The sequence below is a fragment of the Paenibacillus sp. 7541 genome, assembly GCF_002276395.1.
In the GTDB taxonomy this organism is placed as follows: Bacteria; Bacillota; Bacilli; order Paenibacillales; family Paenibacillaceae; genus Paenibacillus_AQ; species Paenibacillus_AQ campinasensis.
Genome location: NZ_NQLZ01000024.1, coordinates 51,859 through 67,945, shown reverse-complemented (window position 1 = coordinate 67,945; position 16,087 = coordinate 51,859). Strand labels below are relative to the sequence as shown.

The window sequence follows — 16,087 nt, the reverse complement described above, 5'->3', positions numbered from 1 at the left end:
TTTGCCGGTCATTAGGCCTTATAATAGGCATCTTATGTAATAAGACATCTTCACGAGTTGGGTTACCTGCTCATTTTTACCATAAATATACACCCGCCTATGAAACACTCGAAAGAACGCCATCCGAACATGTATCAATTCTACACGGTTAACAAAAAAAAACCGCCCTTAACGGGCGGCTTATGCGCAATCTTCAAGTCATAACCACTTTCTCAATCTTGCCGCCACCAATCTGCATCCGGTCGATGCAGAGCTGGCGGTGACCCGGCTCGGTGTCCCCGATGATCCGGCGATGGTAGACGATCAGCCATTCGTCGGTATCCGGCAAATGCAAATAACCGTGGTGGCCAGGGCCTTCGGCAAGCGGCTCCTGTCTTTCCAGAATCGTGCCTTTATTCTCGAATGGGCCGAGGGGATTGTCACTTACGCCATAGGCTACACGATATGTTCCGTTCGTCCATCCGCCCATCGACCACATTAAGTAATACAAATCGTCCTTCTTAATCATACAAGGGCCTTCGACATACCCTTCCGGCGTGATCGACCGGAACACCTCATCGCTGTCCTCCGTAAGCGGAACAAATCCCGTCATATCCTCGTTCATGCGGGCGACATTGCAGTGCCCCCACCCTCCGTAGTACAGATAGATCGTTCCGTCCTCGTCCTTGAACAAATGCGCGTCGATCGGCTGCGCCTTGTGAATGAATCTATCCACCAGCGGTTTGCCCAGATAACCTTTGTACGGCCCTTCCGGACGGTCCGCCACCGCGATCTCCAGCCCGCCGATTTCATCATCGGACTGAATGTCGTTCGACGCAAAGACGAGATAATATTTACCGTTATGCTCGATGTGGGTCGGAGCCCATACAGCCCGCCATATCCACGGAAAATCCGCCATATCGATAATGCCTTCATGCTTCTCCCAGTGAATAAGATCATCTGAGCTGAACGCATCCAGATTCATCTGCTGCGTGTATTCCGTGTATGAGCGGGTCGCATAAATCCAATGCTTCCCCTCATACGTCCGGGCCTCAGGATCTGCATACCAGCCAGGTATGATCGGGTTCTTAATATTCAACTACACGTCCCCTTCCTTTCTTATCCCTTCAGCCCGGTCAACGTAATGCCTTCTAGGAAGTAGCGCTGCCCGACCAGAAATACGATCACGCAAGGAATCACCACCATCGCCGAAGCAGCCATCAGAAGATCCCACTGGGCCGTATACGTGCCCTGGAACATCTGCAGGCCCAGGGCCAGCGTGAACAGCCTGTCGCTCTTCAAATAAATGAGCGGTCCCATGAAATCATTCCAGGAACCCAGGAAGCTGAACAGTGCAACGACAATCAGCGCCGACCGGCTAAGAGGAAAAATAATTTTGCTGTAAATCTGGAAATAGGAAGCACCGTCCACAAAAGCCGCCTCGTCGAAATCTCTCGGAATCGTTAAATAGAACTGCCGCAGCAGAAAAATATTAAAGATGCCGCCGCCAAAATAGGCGGGCACTATCAGCGGATAGAACGTATCGTAGAAACCGAGCATTTGCCATCCGAGAAAGCTTGGAATCATCGTCACAGCAAATGGCAGCATCATGCTCGTCATCAAAATGGCGAACACCGTGTCCCGCCCCTTCCAGGAAATCCGCGAAAATCCGAAGGCGGCAATGCTGCTCGTGATGACCGTTCCCACGAGAACGCTTACGACGATGATCATCGTATTGGTGAAAAAGACGTCAAAAGGCAGCGCGGTAAGAGCTCTGTGAAAATTCCCCCACTGAAATGGCTTCGGAATCCATTCGGGCGGCATCGTAAAGATTTGCGATAAATCCATCAGCGAGCTGCGCACCAGCCATACAAAAGGAATAATAAACATAGCCGAAATGACGATAAGAGCCGCGTACCCTCCGGCAAGCGCTAGCTTCGATTGTCTCACGGGCGCTCCCCTCCTTCATAATACACCCAAGACTTGGAGGTTTTAAAGACGATATAAGTAAATATCATAATAATCACGAACAATACCCACGCCAGAGCGGATGCATACCCCATCTCGGTGTCCCTGAACCCGGTTCTCCACAGATAGAATACATAGAACAAGCTTTGGTTATTAGGCCCTCCCTGGGTTAAAATATAAGCCTCATTAAAGACCTGGAATGAGTTGATCAACGTCATGATCGCATTAAAGAACAGCGTTGGCGTAATCATCGGTATCGTAATTTGGCGCAGCTTGCTGAACCAACCTCCGCCGTCCACTTCAATCGCTTCATAGTACGACTGAGGAATGCCGGCAAGACCCGCCAGAAAAATAATAACCGTGCTTCCGATCCCCCACAGCGTTGTCAATACGACCGAAGGAATAACACTGCCCTCCGAGTACAGCCAGTTGCTTGTCGGCAGATTCAGCCACTCCAGCATCGAATTCAGCAGCCCCAGATCCGGGTTCATGAGCCACATCCAGATCATCGCTGACGCGACGGCCGGCACAATGCTCGGAAGGTATATAATCGTACGGAAGACCGCTCTTCCCTTCACGTTCATGTTGAGCAATAGCGCGACGGCGAACGAAATGATGATGACCGCCGGCACACGCAGAAGCACAAAATAGAACGTAACTCCTAAAGATTTATAGAACAGATCATCTTCTCCGGAGAACAGCTTTGCATAGTTGGCAAAGCCGACAAACGAAGTTTGATCTTTAAATACATTGTAGTCCGTTAAACTGAGCACTAGGCTGGCGACCATCGGCCCCAAGGTGAATATCAGAAAACCGAGTATGGCCGGTGCCGTGAACAGCAATCCGTACCAGAGTCCCTTGCGCATCTATGCCTCCTATCCCGAATGAGAAGAGGACGGTCTGTGAACAGAATGCCGTCCCCCCTAATCGTAACTCCCTAAGTCTCTTGGCTGCTTGCCTTACTCGCCTTACTTGACGTCCCGGCGTCCCTGCACTTGCTCCTGCGCTTTGGCGGCGATAGAATCCATCGCTTCCTGCGCGGTTTGCTGTCCAAGCCATACTTTATCCAAGGCAGGGTTCACAATGTCCATAATCTTGTTAAAGTTCTTCACGTAGCCGGTAGGCGTCTGATGGCCATGGGCCAAAATCACGTCAACGACAGCTTCTTTATACCCCGATGGCCGCGCATCCAGATTCTCTGTCCATCTGGCCAACAGTTCCGGCTCAGTGTACCAATCTTTATAAGACGGCATCCAGGTGCCGCTCGTAATCATCTCTAGCGAGGCTTCCGGATCGATCAGCGCTTTCATCAGCTCCCACGCCTCTTGCGGATGCTCGGTGGACTCGAATATCGAGAACATCGCACATACAACCGTGGTCACCGGTTCTTCCAGAACAGGCATCACCCCGACGTTAAAGTTGAATTTGGACTGTGCCAGCCCTGCGCTTGCCCATTGGCCGTCAATGACCATTGCAACCTTCTTCGTTTGCAGCGCTACGTTCGTAGCCGGAATGTTCTTGGCTTGCACCGGTGACGGCGCGACATGATGCACGTTCATCAGATCCGACATTTTCTGAAGCGCATCTACTGCAGCGGGTTCGTTCAGCGTGAAGCGCGTGCCGTCCTCAGACACAAAGTCCCCGCCGTTGGAGTAAATAAAGTTGCTGTATACGCCCCACCAGGTGGAGACACTTACGCCATATTGCTTGATATTCTTCGGATCGAAGTCCGGATCATTGGCTGTCCGGCCTTTCGTATCAATCGTCAGCTTCTTGGCCACTTCTACAAATTCATCCCATGTCCAGGCTTCCGATACCTTGGTTGGCGGAGGGGCAACGCCCGCTTCCTTGAAGATGTCCTCGTTATAGAACAGAACGAAGGACTCCGGCCCTGGCCCGATACCGATCACGTTGCCCGGTTCAAGCGAATACGTAATGTTCGGGACGAAGCTGTCCACGTTGATATCCGGATCATTATCCAGGAACTGTTGCAGATTCAGAAACTTGCCCTGCTCAGCAAGCGGATAGGCAATACTGCCTGATTCCATCATGGCGATATCAGGAACGTCGTTACCAGCAACCATCGTCGTCAGCTTGGTGTCATAGTCAGCGGCGATGTGCTGCAATTCGACCTTTATATGCGGATGTTTCTCTTCAAAACGCTGGATTCCGAACTTGTATGCGTCCACTTCTTCCGGTGCACCCCATACGGTCATGCGCAGCGTAATCTTATCTTTGGAACCGCTTCCGTCCGAATTCGAAGAAGACTGGCTGCTGCCTGAATCGGACCTCACGCAGGCTGACAATACGCTGACAAGCATAAGCATCATAGCGAAGAGAACCACGATCGATTTGTTGGACCTTTTCATTTTGCCGAACCCCTCTCGATTGCTTCTTTTTAGTTCATAGCTGCAGTCTATGATATAGTTTGATTATAGATGGCGGATAGCGCTTACATAACCCGAAACTCTTTGGAATGGTGGACTAATATTAGGAAAGCAGCGGCAGCTTGATCAGGACGCTCGTCCCCTTGCCGGGCATGGAACGGATCGTAATCCCGTACTCCTCGCCATACATGAGCCGGATACGGTCAATCGTATTTTTGATCCCCACGGAGGAAGATTCGCTGTACATAATCGCGTTGACCGTCTCAGGACTCATTCCCCGGCCATTGTCGGCAATCTCGTAATACCGTAAATCCCCTTCGATCCAGCCGCGAATGCTGATCAGCCCGCCAGTTTCGGTCTGGTCAAAGCCGTGCAGTATAGCATTTTCAACAAAGGGCTGAAACAGCAGCCGAGGCACTTTATAATCGTATAACCGCGGGTCGATCTCATATCTGACGGTGAAACGGTCTTCAAAACGAACAGCCATAATGTAAAAATAGTTGCTCATCCATTCGGTTTCCTCCGACAGCGACACGGCTCCCCAGTGCTTGCGCGACGTGTAGTGCAGCATGTTGGATAGACAAGCAAGCATTCGGCTCAGCTCATCCTGCCTGCTCTCGATGGCCATCCAGTTCATCACGTTCAAGGTGTTGTAGAGGAAGTGGGGATTGATCTGCATCGTAAGCGCCTGAATTTCCGCCTCCTGCTCCTTCAGCTTGATTTCATAATTCTCTGTGACAAGATAGCGGATTTGTTCATTCATGCGATTGAAGCGCTGCAGCAATATGCCGAACTCATCATTCGTGCGCATCGTAATCTGGGTCTGAAAGTCACCCTCCCCTACCGATCGCATGGCGCTCAGCAGCTTCTTCATCGGTTTCGTGATTCGATCCGCGATAAAATAAGCAAACACCATGGCCATAATGCCCATGATGACCGCAATCAGCAAGCTTGACGTCTGGATTACAGGCACGAGGCTGCTGACCAGCGCCGACTCCGGAATCCACACGACCGACAACCAGCCGGTGACAGCGGAGCGGTCGAAACATACGATGACAGCCTCTCCATCCAGCTTTATTCGCAGCGTTCCGCTGTTCTCCAGCTGCAGCTCCTCCAGCCAATCCTGTCTGTACACCGTCGTTACCAGATCCGGATTGCTGCCGGCTACCACTCGATAATGCTCGTCTACAACCAGATAGCTTGAGCTATCAGGAAAGCTCTCTTCATACAAGGCGTTCAGCGCATCCGACTTGAAGCTGATCGTAAGCACCGGGCGCTCCACATCCGCATCCATTTTCTCAAGCGTTGTATCATTCAGATGGGAGAAATCCAGCAGCCGCGTCGCCGAGAATAAATGACGAAACTCCAGCCGGCCATCCTGCAGATAAGGCTGATTGAACATGTCCACGAAATCATAGGTGGGATACCACACAATTTTGCCGCCGGCCTGCTGCGCCTTGTGGTATATATCCGACTGCGTAGGGTCGCCTTGCGGCAGCCTTTGCCCAAAATTGAAATAGGATGTCCAAAGCTGGTAAGCATAGACATCCTCATTTAAAGAGAAATATTTTCTAAGGACTGACGAGACCTGACGATCCGCTTCGAAAATATCCGCTTGGTTCTTCGGGTCCAATTGATTGAATATTTGAAATAAATCCTTATCCACGAACAGCGCCATGCTGTTCTGCTCGATCATGCCGAGCTTCATGTCCATAATCGCATTGTTCTTCTTCACGATCTCATACACATTCCGCTGCGCTTGCTCCGTAACAACCTGCAGACTTGTTCGGTAGTACAAGAGCCCCAGCACAATTAGCGGAATAGCAACCAGGAAAATATAACTTGCCAAAATTCGAGAGCGAAACGTTGTCATCGCTTGCTGTTCCTTTCCGGTAGAGATGTATGCTTATACGCTTCTGGCGATATGCCGTAATATTTCTTGAATACTCGGCAGAAGTATTTCGTATCCTGGTAGCCGCATTCCGCGGAGATATCGTAGATTCGAAGACGATGGTCAGCGAGCAGCTCCTTGGCGCGCCTCATCCGGACGGCCGTGACATGCTCGGAGAAGGTGCGTCCCGTCTTATTTTTAATGAAGGTGCTGAAATACGACGGATTAAAGAAAAAATGCGCAGCCGCCCGCTCAAGCGTCAGCTCCTCCTTCATATTGTCTTCTATCCATCGCAAGCAGTTGGCCACAACAATTTCGTGTTTGTCCTGCTGGGTCTGCGCAAGCGTGCTATGCGCTTCCTGGAGGCTCGCTTCGAGCAGCTCAAGCAGCTTCGCATACGAATCGCACTCCTGCACGAGCACGGCTGCCCCTTGCGCAAGCTGGCCGCTCACCTGCCGCTCACCCAGCTCGCGGAGGGTGCTTTTCATGCTCATGAGCAGCAGCAAGGCTTGCTCCTTCATTAGCGCCGGTGCGGCGTATCCATCATCGGCCAGCTGCTCGAAAGCGCTTTTACATTGATCCACCACAATCTGGATCTCTTGGCTCAGCAGCGCCTGAACGAGCTTATCCGTGTCGATCGGTACAGGGCGATGGGAAGAGCGGAGTTCATCATAAAAAAACACCCCCTCCCAGCGTTCGAAGAAGTTTTGCTCGTTGGCCTTTTGAGCTGCCCGATATGCCTGCGGGGCCCCGATAGCCAGCTGCTCGCAATATGGGCCAATCCCGTGTACAAGCCGGCCCGCCGCCGACATTTCCCTGGAAAGGGAATCGGCTAGCTGGCATATCTGTTGCTTCGCCTCCCGTGTAACCGGAGCCGTACTTACGACCGTTATCGCATGCATCCGGCGGTCCTGAATCCCGTTGTGGAGAACCGTCATCGCTTCCCCAAGCCGGGACCAGCTTTGCTCCAGACATTGGGCGAAGGCCAACCCGCTTGTTGTCTCTACATCCTTCCCTTCGTTGTTCAGTTCGGAATAAATAATGAGCCCCCCGCCCTGCAGCCACGCCTCCTTATCCATCTCTGCTTGCTCGGAGGGAGTCAGACTCCCGTTCAGCCAGGACAGGTACAGGCGGCTTCGGTATGCGGAAGAGGCGCGCACGAGCTGGTGCTTCATCTCTTCCTTTACCTTGCGCTGATGCGATTCACTGTTCAATTGAAGCTCAATCCGGTCTAGCAAATGCTTGACGTTCTCGATCCCGACCGGCTTCAGTAAATAATCGTAAGCGCCATGGCGAACCGCCGTCTGCGCATATTCGAACAGATTGTAAGCGGATACCATAATGACTTTGGTTGAAATGCCCTCTTCTTTCAGCTGCTCCAGGAATGCTAAACCGTCCATGCGGGGCATCCGGATATCCGTCAGCACCGCATCCGGGCAATCTGCCCGGATCTGCTCCAGCGCAGCGATCCCGTCCTTCGCGGCCATAACCTGGGCATTCGGTCGTAATTCACGAATCAGCCCAACCATACCCCGAAGATGTCTTGGCTCATCATCGACTACTATTATTTTCACTCGCCCACCCCCTGTTCACTTCTGCCTAACCACGACGAGGATTGTCCAGAGCCAATGGCCCATTTGACTTTCATTATATTATACGATCCCCGCTGATCAACAGGGCGCTTGTTTTGGATAGGTGGACTATTTTTAGATTTCATAAATCAAAAACCGAACCAGGCAAGAGGGAGGCCTCCGCCGGGTCCGGCTATGATGGGAAAGATGTGGATTGCTTTTATCTGACAACAGGTGGTTTACCCACTGTTACCTGAATTATCGTACAAATGTATTTTTGACTCGGACTGACTTCAGGAAATATGGAATCCAGATCAAGCTGGTAAATCCCGCTCTGATTAAAGCTTGAACAGTACTTCCATCTTCCGCTTCTCTGGCTAATGGGATCTGCATGACGAGAATATAGTCAAAGATGCCCAATAACAGGCTTCCTCCATAGAAAATGATCATGAGCTTGGGCACGATCGCTTTTCTGGCATAAAAGTCTATGAGAATAAAAACGCAAAAGGCACTGAGAATGATGCCATATGCTGTTTCATAAACGATAACAGGCCCCCACAAGTAATGATAATACTCGGATTCCTTGGAGGTAATCATATTCCATGTTTCAGGGCTGAATACAGGCATAGTCACCACCAATTCATATAATGCGATTATCAGTGTGGCATAGAGCCCGATCTGGACTAGAATAAGCCAGCCCCCGAGTCCTGATACCCCTGATCTTCCAGTCCCCGGTTGATTTCCTTGAAGCTTTGTTTCCAACAGGCAGCACTCCTTAAACGTCAATTTGTTCGATTTATACACTTTCAGTTATGTACTCATTTCTTATTTCGGTTGCTGCGCCCATTTTCGTTATCTTTCTCTAACTCTTCTTCTATTTCTTGGTTGGTGTTAGACATCCATTCTGAATCCTGATGTAACCTTCGATACGCTTGGATCCCTAGATCGGTCCTTTCCTCTTCACTCAGCAGTCCCAGCTTGCCTTTGATTTGCTTGATATCCTCACTCATTTGCCTGGTTTTTAGATATGTGCTAAAGACCAGTCCGAATAAAATAATGAAAAAGACAGGGATACTATAAGGCATTAAAAAAAAGGACAGTACAACAATCAATGTAGCGATTAACATCCCGGCGATCATTTGATTCTCTCCCTTGTCATTTCTGTTCATGTCATCACGCAAGCAGCGGATAACGTCAATATAGGCCTGATGCTGGAGAGCCTTCTCCCTCCCGCATACACGACGTGGCCCGCCTCAGATCGTTCTGATCTGCCACCCCCTATCCTCACAACGCCAATTAATTTCAAATCTGAAATCATATCACCATGCGCTGATAATTTCCCAGAGACATGAATATGAAGTTATGTACAGCATGAACGCAAATGAACCGATCAATGTCATGAAGGCGATAAACACATCTTCCAGTCCGTGGTGGCTACTTCGCCGATTTCAAACAAATCGTTCGTCAGGCTGGACAGTAAATGCCCTGTCTTATGGATGATGATAATCAGATCATTATCATATAGCAATAGGATATTTGCCATTCACACCACAAATGACTGCTGACTTCCTTCGACATTTGCTGAATTGTGTTCGTCTACTTGCCAATTCGGTTTCAGCAAATGCCCCTAATCTTCCGGTCTGATCAAGAAGAAAGACCGCGTCAATGGTATTCGATAACGACAATAATTCTTCTAGTTGACATTGGAGTTAACTCCAATGTTATTGTGAATGTATGGAAAAACAATATTCAATAACTGAGGTTTCACGGATGCTTGGTATTCCGAAGGATACGCTCCGGTATTATGACCGTATTGGAGTCGTATCGCCGTCCCGGGGACACAATTCTTATCGCAGGTATTCTAGGGACGACATCGTCGATTTGATGAATATTCAAATCATGCAGTATGCGGACTTTTCTCTCGAAGAAATCAAGGGGAAGTTTCAGTTTCACAGAATGCAGAGTGTTGATCCTGCTTATTTCCAGGAGGTCACTGAATTCCTTGATGCCAAGAAAGCAGAAACACGCAAGAAAATCACACATCTTGAAAAGGTCAGTCAGTTGCTCGACGTAGCAGTTAAAACGCTAAGGGACTTTAATCCTGAAAGTGACCAGCGGCTGGCAATGTTCGCTCGGGAGATTTACCGGGATCTTCACAAGAAGGAGCCTGAAATAACTAAGGAGGATTGTGATGGACATCAGATTTAAGAATTATTACTGTTTGATTGCCGGCGTTCTTGCAATACTTTTTGCTGTTACGCACGCATGGAACGGGCATTCCGCTGTATTGCCAACGCTCCTAGTGAATGATATCGCCTTGGATACACGGATAACATTTACGTATGTCTGGCACATTATCACCGCTGAGAATCTGGTTTTCGGCATAGTATTCATTATCCTGTCATTTCAAAGCGAGAAATCTAAGATCCGGTTTGCTGCGTGGATGATCGTGTCACTTCTGCTCATTCGTCTAGTGGTCATTCTCGGTGTAACCGCGTCTTATGATGTGTCGGCACTTACGAATACGTTAATCGATTCGATTGCCATCTTAATCTATTCCGTGTTCATTATACTTGGCACAAGAATAAAGAAAGAGAGTAAGGAGGTCAATCTAACGGGATACTAGTTCAGAAAAAACCGCCTAATGTGGCGGTTTTTCCTTTAGTTGCAAATCAACAATCAAAACGTGCACCTAGCACGATCTCAACCAGCCGCACGGTGTGGGATGAATGGATGTTTCCCGGCAATCATTTCTTCGACTTTTCCTCCGGGACCGAAGCGGTTTGTCCGCCGATCCGTGAACACATTGTTAGCTGGTGTCGACCCTTCTATCGATGATCATGCTTAATTATCCTTAATTTCATTCACATATATTCTTTAATAAGCTGACGGAGTGCGCTCTTCACATCTCCTTGAAATAGTCCCCCATGATAACAAACAATTCGCGCAATATCATAAGTTAACAAACGTTGAACAGATCTAACTGCTTCATCTAGATCCCATACATATTGGGGATTAGCAATATTCAGTTTTCCATCTTCGATTACGATGGCATCTCCAGCAATAAGTGTTTTGTTAGCAGGTAGATACAAAGATATATGCCCTTCTGTATGACCTGGCGTATGTATAACCTTAATGCCTCCACACCAAGGTAAATATTCATTAGTATGTAACTTTCGATCAACATGAACGGGTTCGACTGACCGGAGGAAGTGAATAAAATGTTCAGCATTTCGTTTTTCTTCTCCTGTCATTTCGTGAAGACTTGACTCTGCTTGTACTAACCTCAACGGTTTTTTAGTGCCGTTAATGTACTGAATTTCCGCGTCAAATGCACTAATCTCAATGTGTGGGTATTTTCTTATTAGTGCTGCAGCCGAACCGACATGATCCACATCATGATGTGTCAGAATCAATTTGGTAATCGTATCAAATGTGATATTATTCTGTGTAACAGCTTCTTCAAGAAAATGCAAAAAGTCAGGATACCCGCAATCAACAAGAATTACGTCCGATTCATCATGAATAATGATAGGCCACAATGTTTGTTCTTGACCATTAAATTTAAATTGAATATCTAGTAGACGATAATTATACATATGTTCTCTCCTCTATCACATACATCGAGTGCGTTGTGCCTGCCAGTCTTATTCTATCTTTACTCTCCCTTTAACGCTGCTGGTAATTGAAAAAGTCCATTCGCTAGTGGCTTGAAATCATACGTATTTATTACTGCCTCTAAATTGAGGACTCCATAGATGTGAGGATAAAGTTCATTCAAGTTATAAAGATCTTCCCATATCACTTTTGCGTTCACCTTATCTTCATCAATCAGAAGGAGCAGCAAATTGCCTTGTCCTTGATATAAGTTGTTCGCCACCTTTAATACCTGTTCCGGTGAAGAACAGTGAATAAACCCTTCACTGGCTATACTATCATGATCATAATGCCCTTTGTCTTTTGCTTCTTTCCATTTCTCTTGTGTTGTGATATGCAGTATTTTCATATGGTTTTCCCCTTTACCAATGATAATCCGTGTCTTTAGCCCAAAGGCAGCCTGACTGTAAAAATTGAACCTCGATGAAGCTCGCTTTCTACCTCAATCGATCCTTCACACAAATCGACGATGCGCTTTACAAGTGTTAGTCCGAGACCGTTCCCCGCCGTTGTCTCAACGTGCCAAGTGACTCGCCCATGCGAACCTTCTTGCCCGGAATCAAATCTCCGCGAAGAGTAAATGTGTGATCCTCGGTGAGAAGCACCACGGTGGAGCCGAATTCGAAATAAGCCAGTTCCTGGCCTTTCTCGACATCCTTATTCAGCGGCTCCACGTATTTGATGCTGCTGACGTTCATAGCGCCTACCTTGATGACGGCGATCTCGCCGCCGGAATGGCGGATATAGGTTGTCAGTCGCTCATTGCGGCTCAGCACCCGCTTCGCGTGTCGAAGACCAAACTCGTTCACCGGGTAAACCTTGCCTTGGATGTGCACACGCTCGACGATCGTGCCGTCGACAGGGATATGAATCCGGTGATAGTCAGTCGGACTCAAATAAAGAACGAGATAGAAGCCCCCGGTATATTGGGCTGCCCGGGGAGAACAGCCCAGCAATTCTTCGATGGCGTAGTCCTGCCCCTTGATGTTAAATATCATGCCTGATTTCACCGGGCCCGCGCCCATAATCAGTGCGTCTACGGGACTGACAAGCGCAGCGGGATCGTTGTCGATAAGGCGCGCTCCGGGCTTTAGCCGCCGCGTAAAAAAATCGTTCAGGGAGCGGTATTCGTCAATCGGCTTCTCCGCTTCCTGAATCTGGATTCCATATATTCGAGCGAATGAAGGTATAAACCCCCGACTGATCCTAGACTGAGCCAGCTTCCCCGTTATACGGGAAATCCATTTGCGCGAACCGAGCTCGGTCATGGATCGCATCAGCCATCTCATCATAAAGGTTGCTCCCCGTCCTTCCTGCATTGATTCCACCCGCTGATAAGCAGTTTGGCAGCAACAGCTGAGCGTTTGGAGATCTGATCCTTTGTCAAATTCAACTGAGAGAAATAACCTTGATAAAACATATCTGCGAATCCCTGAACGAGAGCGAGCAGCGCTTCCATAAGCTCGAGCAATTCATTCCATGTTGCTTCAGGTGCGGCTTCCTGCGTTATTGTAAAAAGAAAATTGATCATCTCGCGACTTTGTTCATGGAATGCGGGTAGCCGAGATTCTCTGGCTGCAGAAAACAATTGAAAACTGACATTATGGTCAAGTGCATATTGGACATAGGCGCCAGCTACAGAAGCCACACGCTCAATTGGATCATTACCTGCTTCGGTTGCGGCAGTCCGCATTCTCGACGTGAGTTCCGTAAGAAAAACGATGCCGGTTTCCGCAAGCAAACTTTCTCGATTGGGAAAATGACGATAGGGAGCGCTGATCGCAACTCCTGCTTTTTTGGCGACCTTGGCCACGGAAAAACCTTGAATGCCGTGTTCAGCAATCATTTCAAGGGAGGTTCGAATTAGCGTTTCCTTTAAGTTTCCATGATGATAATTTCGCTTGTCACTCTGCATGTTTACATCCCCTTTTTTCATCATTATATCACAACAACAAATAATGTGATAGACGTATCACATTCGTTGTGTTATTATGTGATAGGTATATCACATTAAAGACGAGGAGTTGGTTGAATTGACAGTTACATTAATTACAGGTGGAAACAAAGGTCTGGGCTTCGAAACCGCGCGACGATTGATCGCATATGGTCACATTGTGTATATTGGTGCTCGCAGTGTAGAACGCGGCAAAGAATCGGCTGACAAGCTTGGCGCAAAGTTTGTACGGCTTGATGTGACCGATCATGCATCTATACATGAAGCAGTTGCCGAAATTAAACAAAATGAAGGACACTTGGATGTCCTTATCAATAATGCGGGAATAACAAGGGGACTCCTAGGCGCTGATGATGTGACTGCAGATGACTTCCGCACCGTTTATGACACCAATGTCTTCGGTATTGTTCGTGTGACACAAGCCTTTCTTCCTCTGCTGCACAAGTCGACGATGCCTGTTATCGTTAATGTCAGCAGTGGATTAGGTTCCTTTGCTCGTGTGACGAATCCTGAAAAAATTGAATCCCGAGTAAACGATTTGATTTACTCTTCATCCAAAGCGGCAGTCACGATGCTGACTGTGCAATATGCCAAGGCTTTGCCCGAATTCCGTATTAATGCCGCAGATCCCGGCCCGACAGCAACCGACCTTAATGGACATCGCGGCTTCCAAACCGTCAGTGAGGGTACAGATGTCATTGTGAAGCTTGCAACTCTTGACGACAATGGACCTACGGGTACTTTTATGGATCGGAGTGGGATAGTTCCTTGGTAAATCATCATCCGATATGTATAGAAAAGGTGCCATGTATTTCGTATTAGGAGAGGAGACTATGTTGTGAGTAGCTTTATTGCGGCAATGCTCCTGATGCTCTTTATCCCGGCGTTCGGTAGAAGGCCGGACAGAGAAACGCAATTACGCATAAAAGGATCTGTTCATTATAAAAATAACAAGTTTGTGAATGATATCCCTACTTCAACCAGAATGTCTATGCTCAACCAACTATCGGTTCTTTGGGATTTTGCTCGCGGAAAGCCTGCCGATGGCAGGCCTTCCTCGCCAATTGAGCTGGTTATGACGGATATCGAGAATACGAAACCATTGTCTGATTTCAATCAGGCCATCTGGTTCGGTCATTCCAGTGTACTCATTGATTTAGACGGCGAACGCTTACTATTCGACCCGATGTTTGGACGGTCTCCATTCCCTTTTCCTAAGCTGGGAAGCAAACGATTTAACGACAACCTGCCGATTGATGTTAAAAATATGCCTGCCATTGATGCAGTATTTCTTTCCCATGATCACTATGATCACCTGGATTATTATTCAATACAACATTTAAAAGATAAGGTTGGTCATTTTTTTGTCCCGCTGGGAGTTGCGGGCCATCTTGAACGCTGGGGTGTCCCTCGCTCAAACATCACCCAGATGGACTGGTGGGAGGAACTAGAGTGGGAAGGGTTAAAGATCGTCTGCACGCCTGCACGTCACGTGTCGGGGCGAAGCTTCTTGCATAAAAATCGAACCTTGTGGTGTTCATGGTCAATCATCGGGTTATCGGGAAGCGTGTTTTTTAGCGGGGACAGCGGGTATGGCCCTCACTTTCGTCAAATCGGGGAAAAATACGGACCCTTTCAACTTACTCTTGTGGAGTGTGGACAATATGACGAACGTTGGCCGGATCTCCATATGTATCCAGAAGAATCAGTACAAGCCCATATGGACTTAAGAGGTGAATTAATGCTTCCGATTCATTGGGCTGCCTTTCAATTAGCACCCCACGGGTGGCTTGATCCAATCCATCGTGTAATGATTGCGGCTAAAAAACAATCGATCACAATTACAGTTCCTCGTATGGGGGAATCTGTATCGCTACAAGGAGACAACTATCCCGTTAATGAATGGTGGAGTAAATGAATACGTATCACGGCTTAAAACGGACTGGAAAGAGGTGAATGACTCATCACTAAAATCATACCGAGCCTACTTACTCTTGGTAATCTGAGCTTAGGTGTCATTTCTATCGTGCTAGCATTTAACAATAATACGGGCATGGCTACACTTCTAGTTTTTGTAGCGATATTACTTGATGGCGCAGATGGATGGGCGGCACGTAAATTGCATGTACAGAGTGAGTTTGGAAAGGTTTTGGATTCCTTGTCGGACATGATTACGTTCGGTGCAGCACCAGCCTTTATTCTATATGAGGCAGCATTTCATGAGCTAAGTCCAGCGTTAGGCTTGGGGATCACGATCCTGTTTCCTGTTTGCGGTGCTTTGCGCCTGGCAAGATTCAATGTTGAGAACGGAATTAAACAATACTTTGTTGGATTGCCGATTCCTACTGCGGGCGGGTTGCTGGCTTTACTGTCTTTTTTCAAAGATGATATTCCCGTCATTGTATTATTGGCCGCCTCACTTCTGTTATCACTGCTAATGGTCAGTTCAATTCGTTACCCAGGCTTTAGAAATTTTCATCCCTCCCGCAGAACGATTTGGGTTGTTCTTCTTATCCTGTTGATACTAGCGGGGGGAGGATTTTTATTCGAAAAACAATTATATGAACTCTTGTTTGCTCCACTTTTTTTGTATGTGGCGTATGGCTTTATGACTTATATGGTGCACGGGTTTTCTGATAATAGGAAAAATAAATAGATAAATAGATAAAAGACGTGGAAT

Annotated in this window: 18 protein-coding genes; 5 read left to right on the top strand and 13 right to left on the bottom strand. The window is 47.9% G+C overall.

What is annotated here, in order from left to right:
• Positions 1-193 precede the first annotated feature (193 nt).
• The 8 genes from CHH75_RS15580 to CHH75_RS15545 form a co-directional block, all read right to left on the bottom strand.
• Positions 194-1,078, bottom strand: a complete 885-nt coding sequence (locus CHH75_RS15580; RefSeq protein WP_095267437.1) for a glycoside hydrolase family 43 protein — start codon at positions 1,076-1,078, stop codon at positions 194-196.
• 20 nt (positions 1,079-1,098) lie between these two features.
• Complete coding sequence (locus CHH75_RS15575; protein WP_095267478.1) at positions 1,099-1,869, bottom strand: carbohydrate ABC transporter permease; 771 nt, start codon at positions 1,867-1,869, stop codon at positions 1,099-1,101.
• Positions 1,870-1,925: 56 nt separating this feature from the next.
• Positions 1,926-2,813 carry a carbohydrate ABC transporter permease gene (locus CHH75_RS15570; RefSeq protein WP_095267438.1) on the bottom strand — a complete coding sequence of 296 codons (888 nt, stop codon included), beginning with the start codon at positions 2,811-2,813 and terminating at the stop codon, positions 1,926-1,928.
• Between the two features lie 102 nt (positions 2,814-2,915).
• Positions 2,916-4,277: an ABC transporter substrate-binding protein gene (locus tag CHH75_RS15565; RefSeq protein WP_255223043.1), complete on the bottom strand. Its 1,362-nt coding sequence runs from the start codon at positions 4,275-4,277 to the stop codon at positions 2,916-2,918.
• Positions 4,278-4,437: 160 nt separating this feature from the next.
• Positions 4,438-6,207 carry a cache domain-containing sensor histidine kinase gene (locus tag CHH75_RS15560; RefSeq protein ID WP_095398611.1) on the bottom strand — a complete coding sequence of 590 codons (1,770 nt, stop codon included), beginning with the start codon at positions 6,205-6,207 and terminating at the stop codon, positions 4,438-4,440.
• The gene (locus CHH75_RS15555) at positions 6,204-7,799 is read right to left on the bottom strand and encodes a response regulator transcription factor (RefSeq protein WP_095267441.1); all 1,596 of its coding nucleotides are present in this window, start codon (positions 7,797-7,799) and stop codon (positions 6,204-6,206) included. Before CHH75_RS15555 ends, CHH75_RS15560 begins: the two co-directional genes overlap by 4 nt.
• Before the next feature lie 255 nt (positions 7,800-8,054).
• A complete protein-coding gene (locus CHH75_RS15550; RefSeq protein ID WP_176475588.1) occupies positions 8,055-8,558 on the bottom strand; it encodes a DUF2569 domain-containing protein in 504 nt (167 codons plus the stop codon).
• A 56-nt stretch (positions 8,559-8,614) separates the two neighbouring features.
• On the bottom strand, positions 8,615-8,965 hold the full coding sequence (locus CHH75_RS15545; protein ID WP_176475587.1) for a hypothetical protein: 351 nt from the start codon (positions 8,963-8,965) through the stop codon (positions 8,615-8,617).
• 565 nt (positions 8,966-9,530) lie between these two features.
• Between CHH75_RS15545 and CHH75_RS15540 the strand changes: the two genes are divergently transcribed.
• Together CHH75_RS15540 and CHH75_RS15535 are read left to right on the top strand one after the other, a co-directional pair.
• On the top strand, positions 9,531-10,004 hold the full coding sequence (locus tag CHH75_RS15540) for a MerR family transcriptional regulator (RefSeq protein ID WP_095267444.1): 474 nt from the start codon (positions 9,531-9,533) through the stop codon (positions 10,002-10,004).
• Positions 9,988-10,422, top strand: a complete 435-nt coding sequence (locus CHH75_RS15535; protein WP_155618385.1) for a hypothetical protein — start codon at positions 9,988-9,990, stop codon at positions 10,420-10,422. Before CHH75_RS15540 ends, CHH75_RS15535 begins: the two co-directional genes overlap by 17 nt.
• A gap of 238 nt (positions 10,423-10,660) precedes the next feature.
• Here the strand turns inward: CHH75_RS15535 and CHH75_RS15530 are convergent, their stop codons facing one another.
• The 5 genes from CHH75_RS15530 to CHH75_RS15510 are packed head-to-tail and all read right to left on the bottom strand — an operon-like array spanning position 10,661 to position 13,368.
• On the bottom strand, positions 10,661-11,395 hold the full coding sequence (locus tag CHH75_RS15530; RefSeq protein WP_095267445.1) for an MBL fold metallo-hydrolase: 735 nt from the start codon (positions 11,393-11,395) through the stop codon (positions 10,661-10,663).
• 59 nt (positions 11,396-11,454) lie between these two features.
• Positions 11,455-11,802, bottom strand: a complete 348-nt coding sequence (locus CHH75_RS15525; RefSeq protein WP_095267446.1) for a DUF952 domain-containing protein — start codon at positions 11,800-11,802, stop codon at positions 11,455-11,457.
• 35 nt (positions 11,803-11,837) lie between these two features.
• On the bottom strand, positions 11,838-11,915 hold the full coding sequence (locus tag CHH75_RS25605; RefSeq protein WP_413773624.1) for a hypothetical protein: 78 nt from the start codon (positions 11,913-11,915) through the stop codon (positions 11,838-11,840).
• Between the two features lie 23 nt (positions 11,916-11,938).
• On the bottom strand, positions 11,939-12,745 hold the full coding sequence (asd, locus tag CHH75_RS15515) for an archaetidylserine decarboxylase (RefSeq protein WP_176475586.1): 807 nt from the start codon (positions 12,743-12,745) through the stop codon (positions 11,939-11,941).
• Entirely contained in the window at positions 12,742-13,368 is a 627-nt protein-coding gene (locus CHH75_RS15510) for a TetR/AcrR family transcriptional regulator (protein ID WP_095267447.1), read from the bottom strand. Before CHH75_RS15510 ends, asd begins: the two co-directional genes overlap by 4 nt.
• A gap of 118 nt (positions 13,369-13,486) precedes the next feature.
• On the opposite strand from CHH75_RS15510, the gene CHH75_RS15505 reads away from it, so the two are divergent.
• The 3 genes from CHH75_RS15505 (at position 13,487) to pssA (ending at position 16,063) form a co-directional block, all read left to right on the top strand.
• Positions 13,487-14,182, top strand: a complete 696-nt coding sequence (locus CHH75_RS15505; protein ID WP_095267448.1) for an SDR family oxidoreductase — start codon at positions 13,487-13,489, stop codon at positions 14,180-14,182.
• A gap of 63 nt (positions 14,183-14,245) precedes the next feature.
• Positions 14,246-15,325: an MBL fold metallo-hydrolase gene (locus tag CHH75_RS15500; protein ID WP_095398610.1), complete on the top strand. Its 1,080-nt coding sequence runs from the start codon at positions 14,246-14,248 to the stop codon at positions 15,323-15,325.
• A gap of 45 nt (positions 15,326-15,370) precedes the next feature.
• Entirely contained in the window at positions 15,371-16,063 is a 693-nt protein-coding gene (pssA, locus tag CHH75_RS15495) for a CDP-diacylglycerol--serine O-phosphatidyltransferase (RefSeq protein ID WP_255223045.1), read from the top strand.
• Positions 16,064-16,087 lie beyond the last annotated feature (24 nt).

Excerpts from the sequence above, each read along its gene's own strand:
- CHH75_RS15575 (WP_095267478.1), bottom strand. The coding sequence starts at position 1,869 with ATGTTTATTATTCCTTTTGTATGGCTGGTGCGCAGCTCGCTGATGGAT.
- CHH75_RS15570 (WP_095267438.1), bottom strand. The coding sequence starts at position 2,813 with ATGCGCAAGGGACTCTGGTACGGATTGCTGTTCACGGCACCGGCCATA.
- CHH75_RS15565 (WP_255223043.1), bottom strand. The coding sequence starts at position 4,277 with ATGATGCTTATGCTTGTCAGCGTATTGTCAGCCTGCGTGAGGTCCGAT.
- CHH75_RS15560 (WP_095398611.1), bottom strand. The coding sequence starts at position 6,207 with ATGACAACGTTTCGCTCTCGAATTTTGGCAAGTTATATTTTCCTGGTT.
- CHH75_RS15545 (WP_176475587.1), bottom strand. The coding sequence starts at position 8,965 with ATGAACAGAAATGACAAGGGAGAGAATCAAATGATCGCCGGGATGTTA.
- CHH75_RS15540 (WP_095267444.1), top strand. The coding sequence starts at position 9,531 with ATGGAAAAACAATATTCAATAACTGAGGTTTCACGGATGCTTGGTATT.
- CHH75_RS15535 (WP_155618385.1), top strand. The coding sequence starts at position 9,988 with ATGGACATCAGATTTAAGAATTATTACTGTTTGATTGCCGGCGTTCTT.
- CHH75_RS15530 (WP_095267445.1), bottom strand. The coding sequence starts at position 11,395 with ATGTATAATTATCGTCTACTAGATATTCAATTTAAATTTAATGGTCAA.
- CHH75_RS15525 (WP_095267446.1), bottom strand. The coding sequence starts at position 11,802 with ATGAAAATACTGCATATCACAACACAAGAGAAATGGAAAGAAGCAAAA.
- asd (WP_176475586.1), bottom strand. The coding sequence starts at position 12,745 with ATGATGAGATGGCTGATGCGATCCATGACCGAGCTCGGTTCGCGCAAA.
- CHH75_RS15510 (WP_095267447.1), bottom strand. The coding sequence starts at position 13,368 with ATGCAGAGTGACAAGCGAAATTATCATCATGGAAACTTAAAGGAAACG.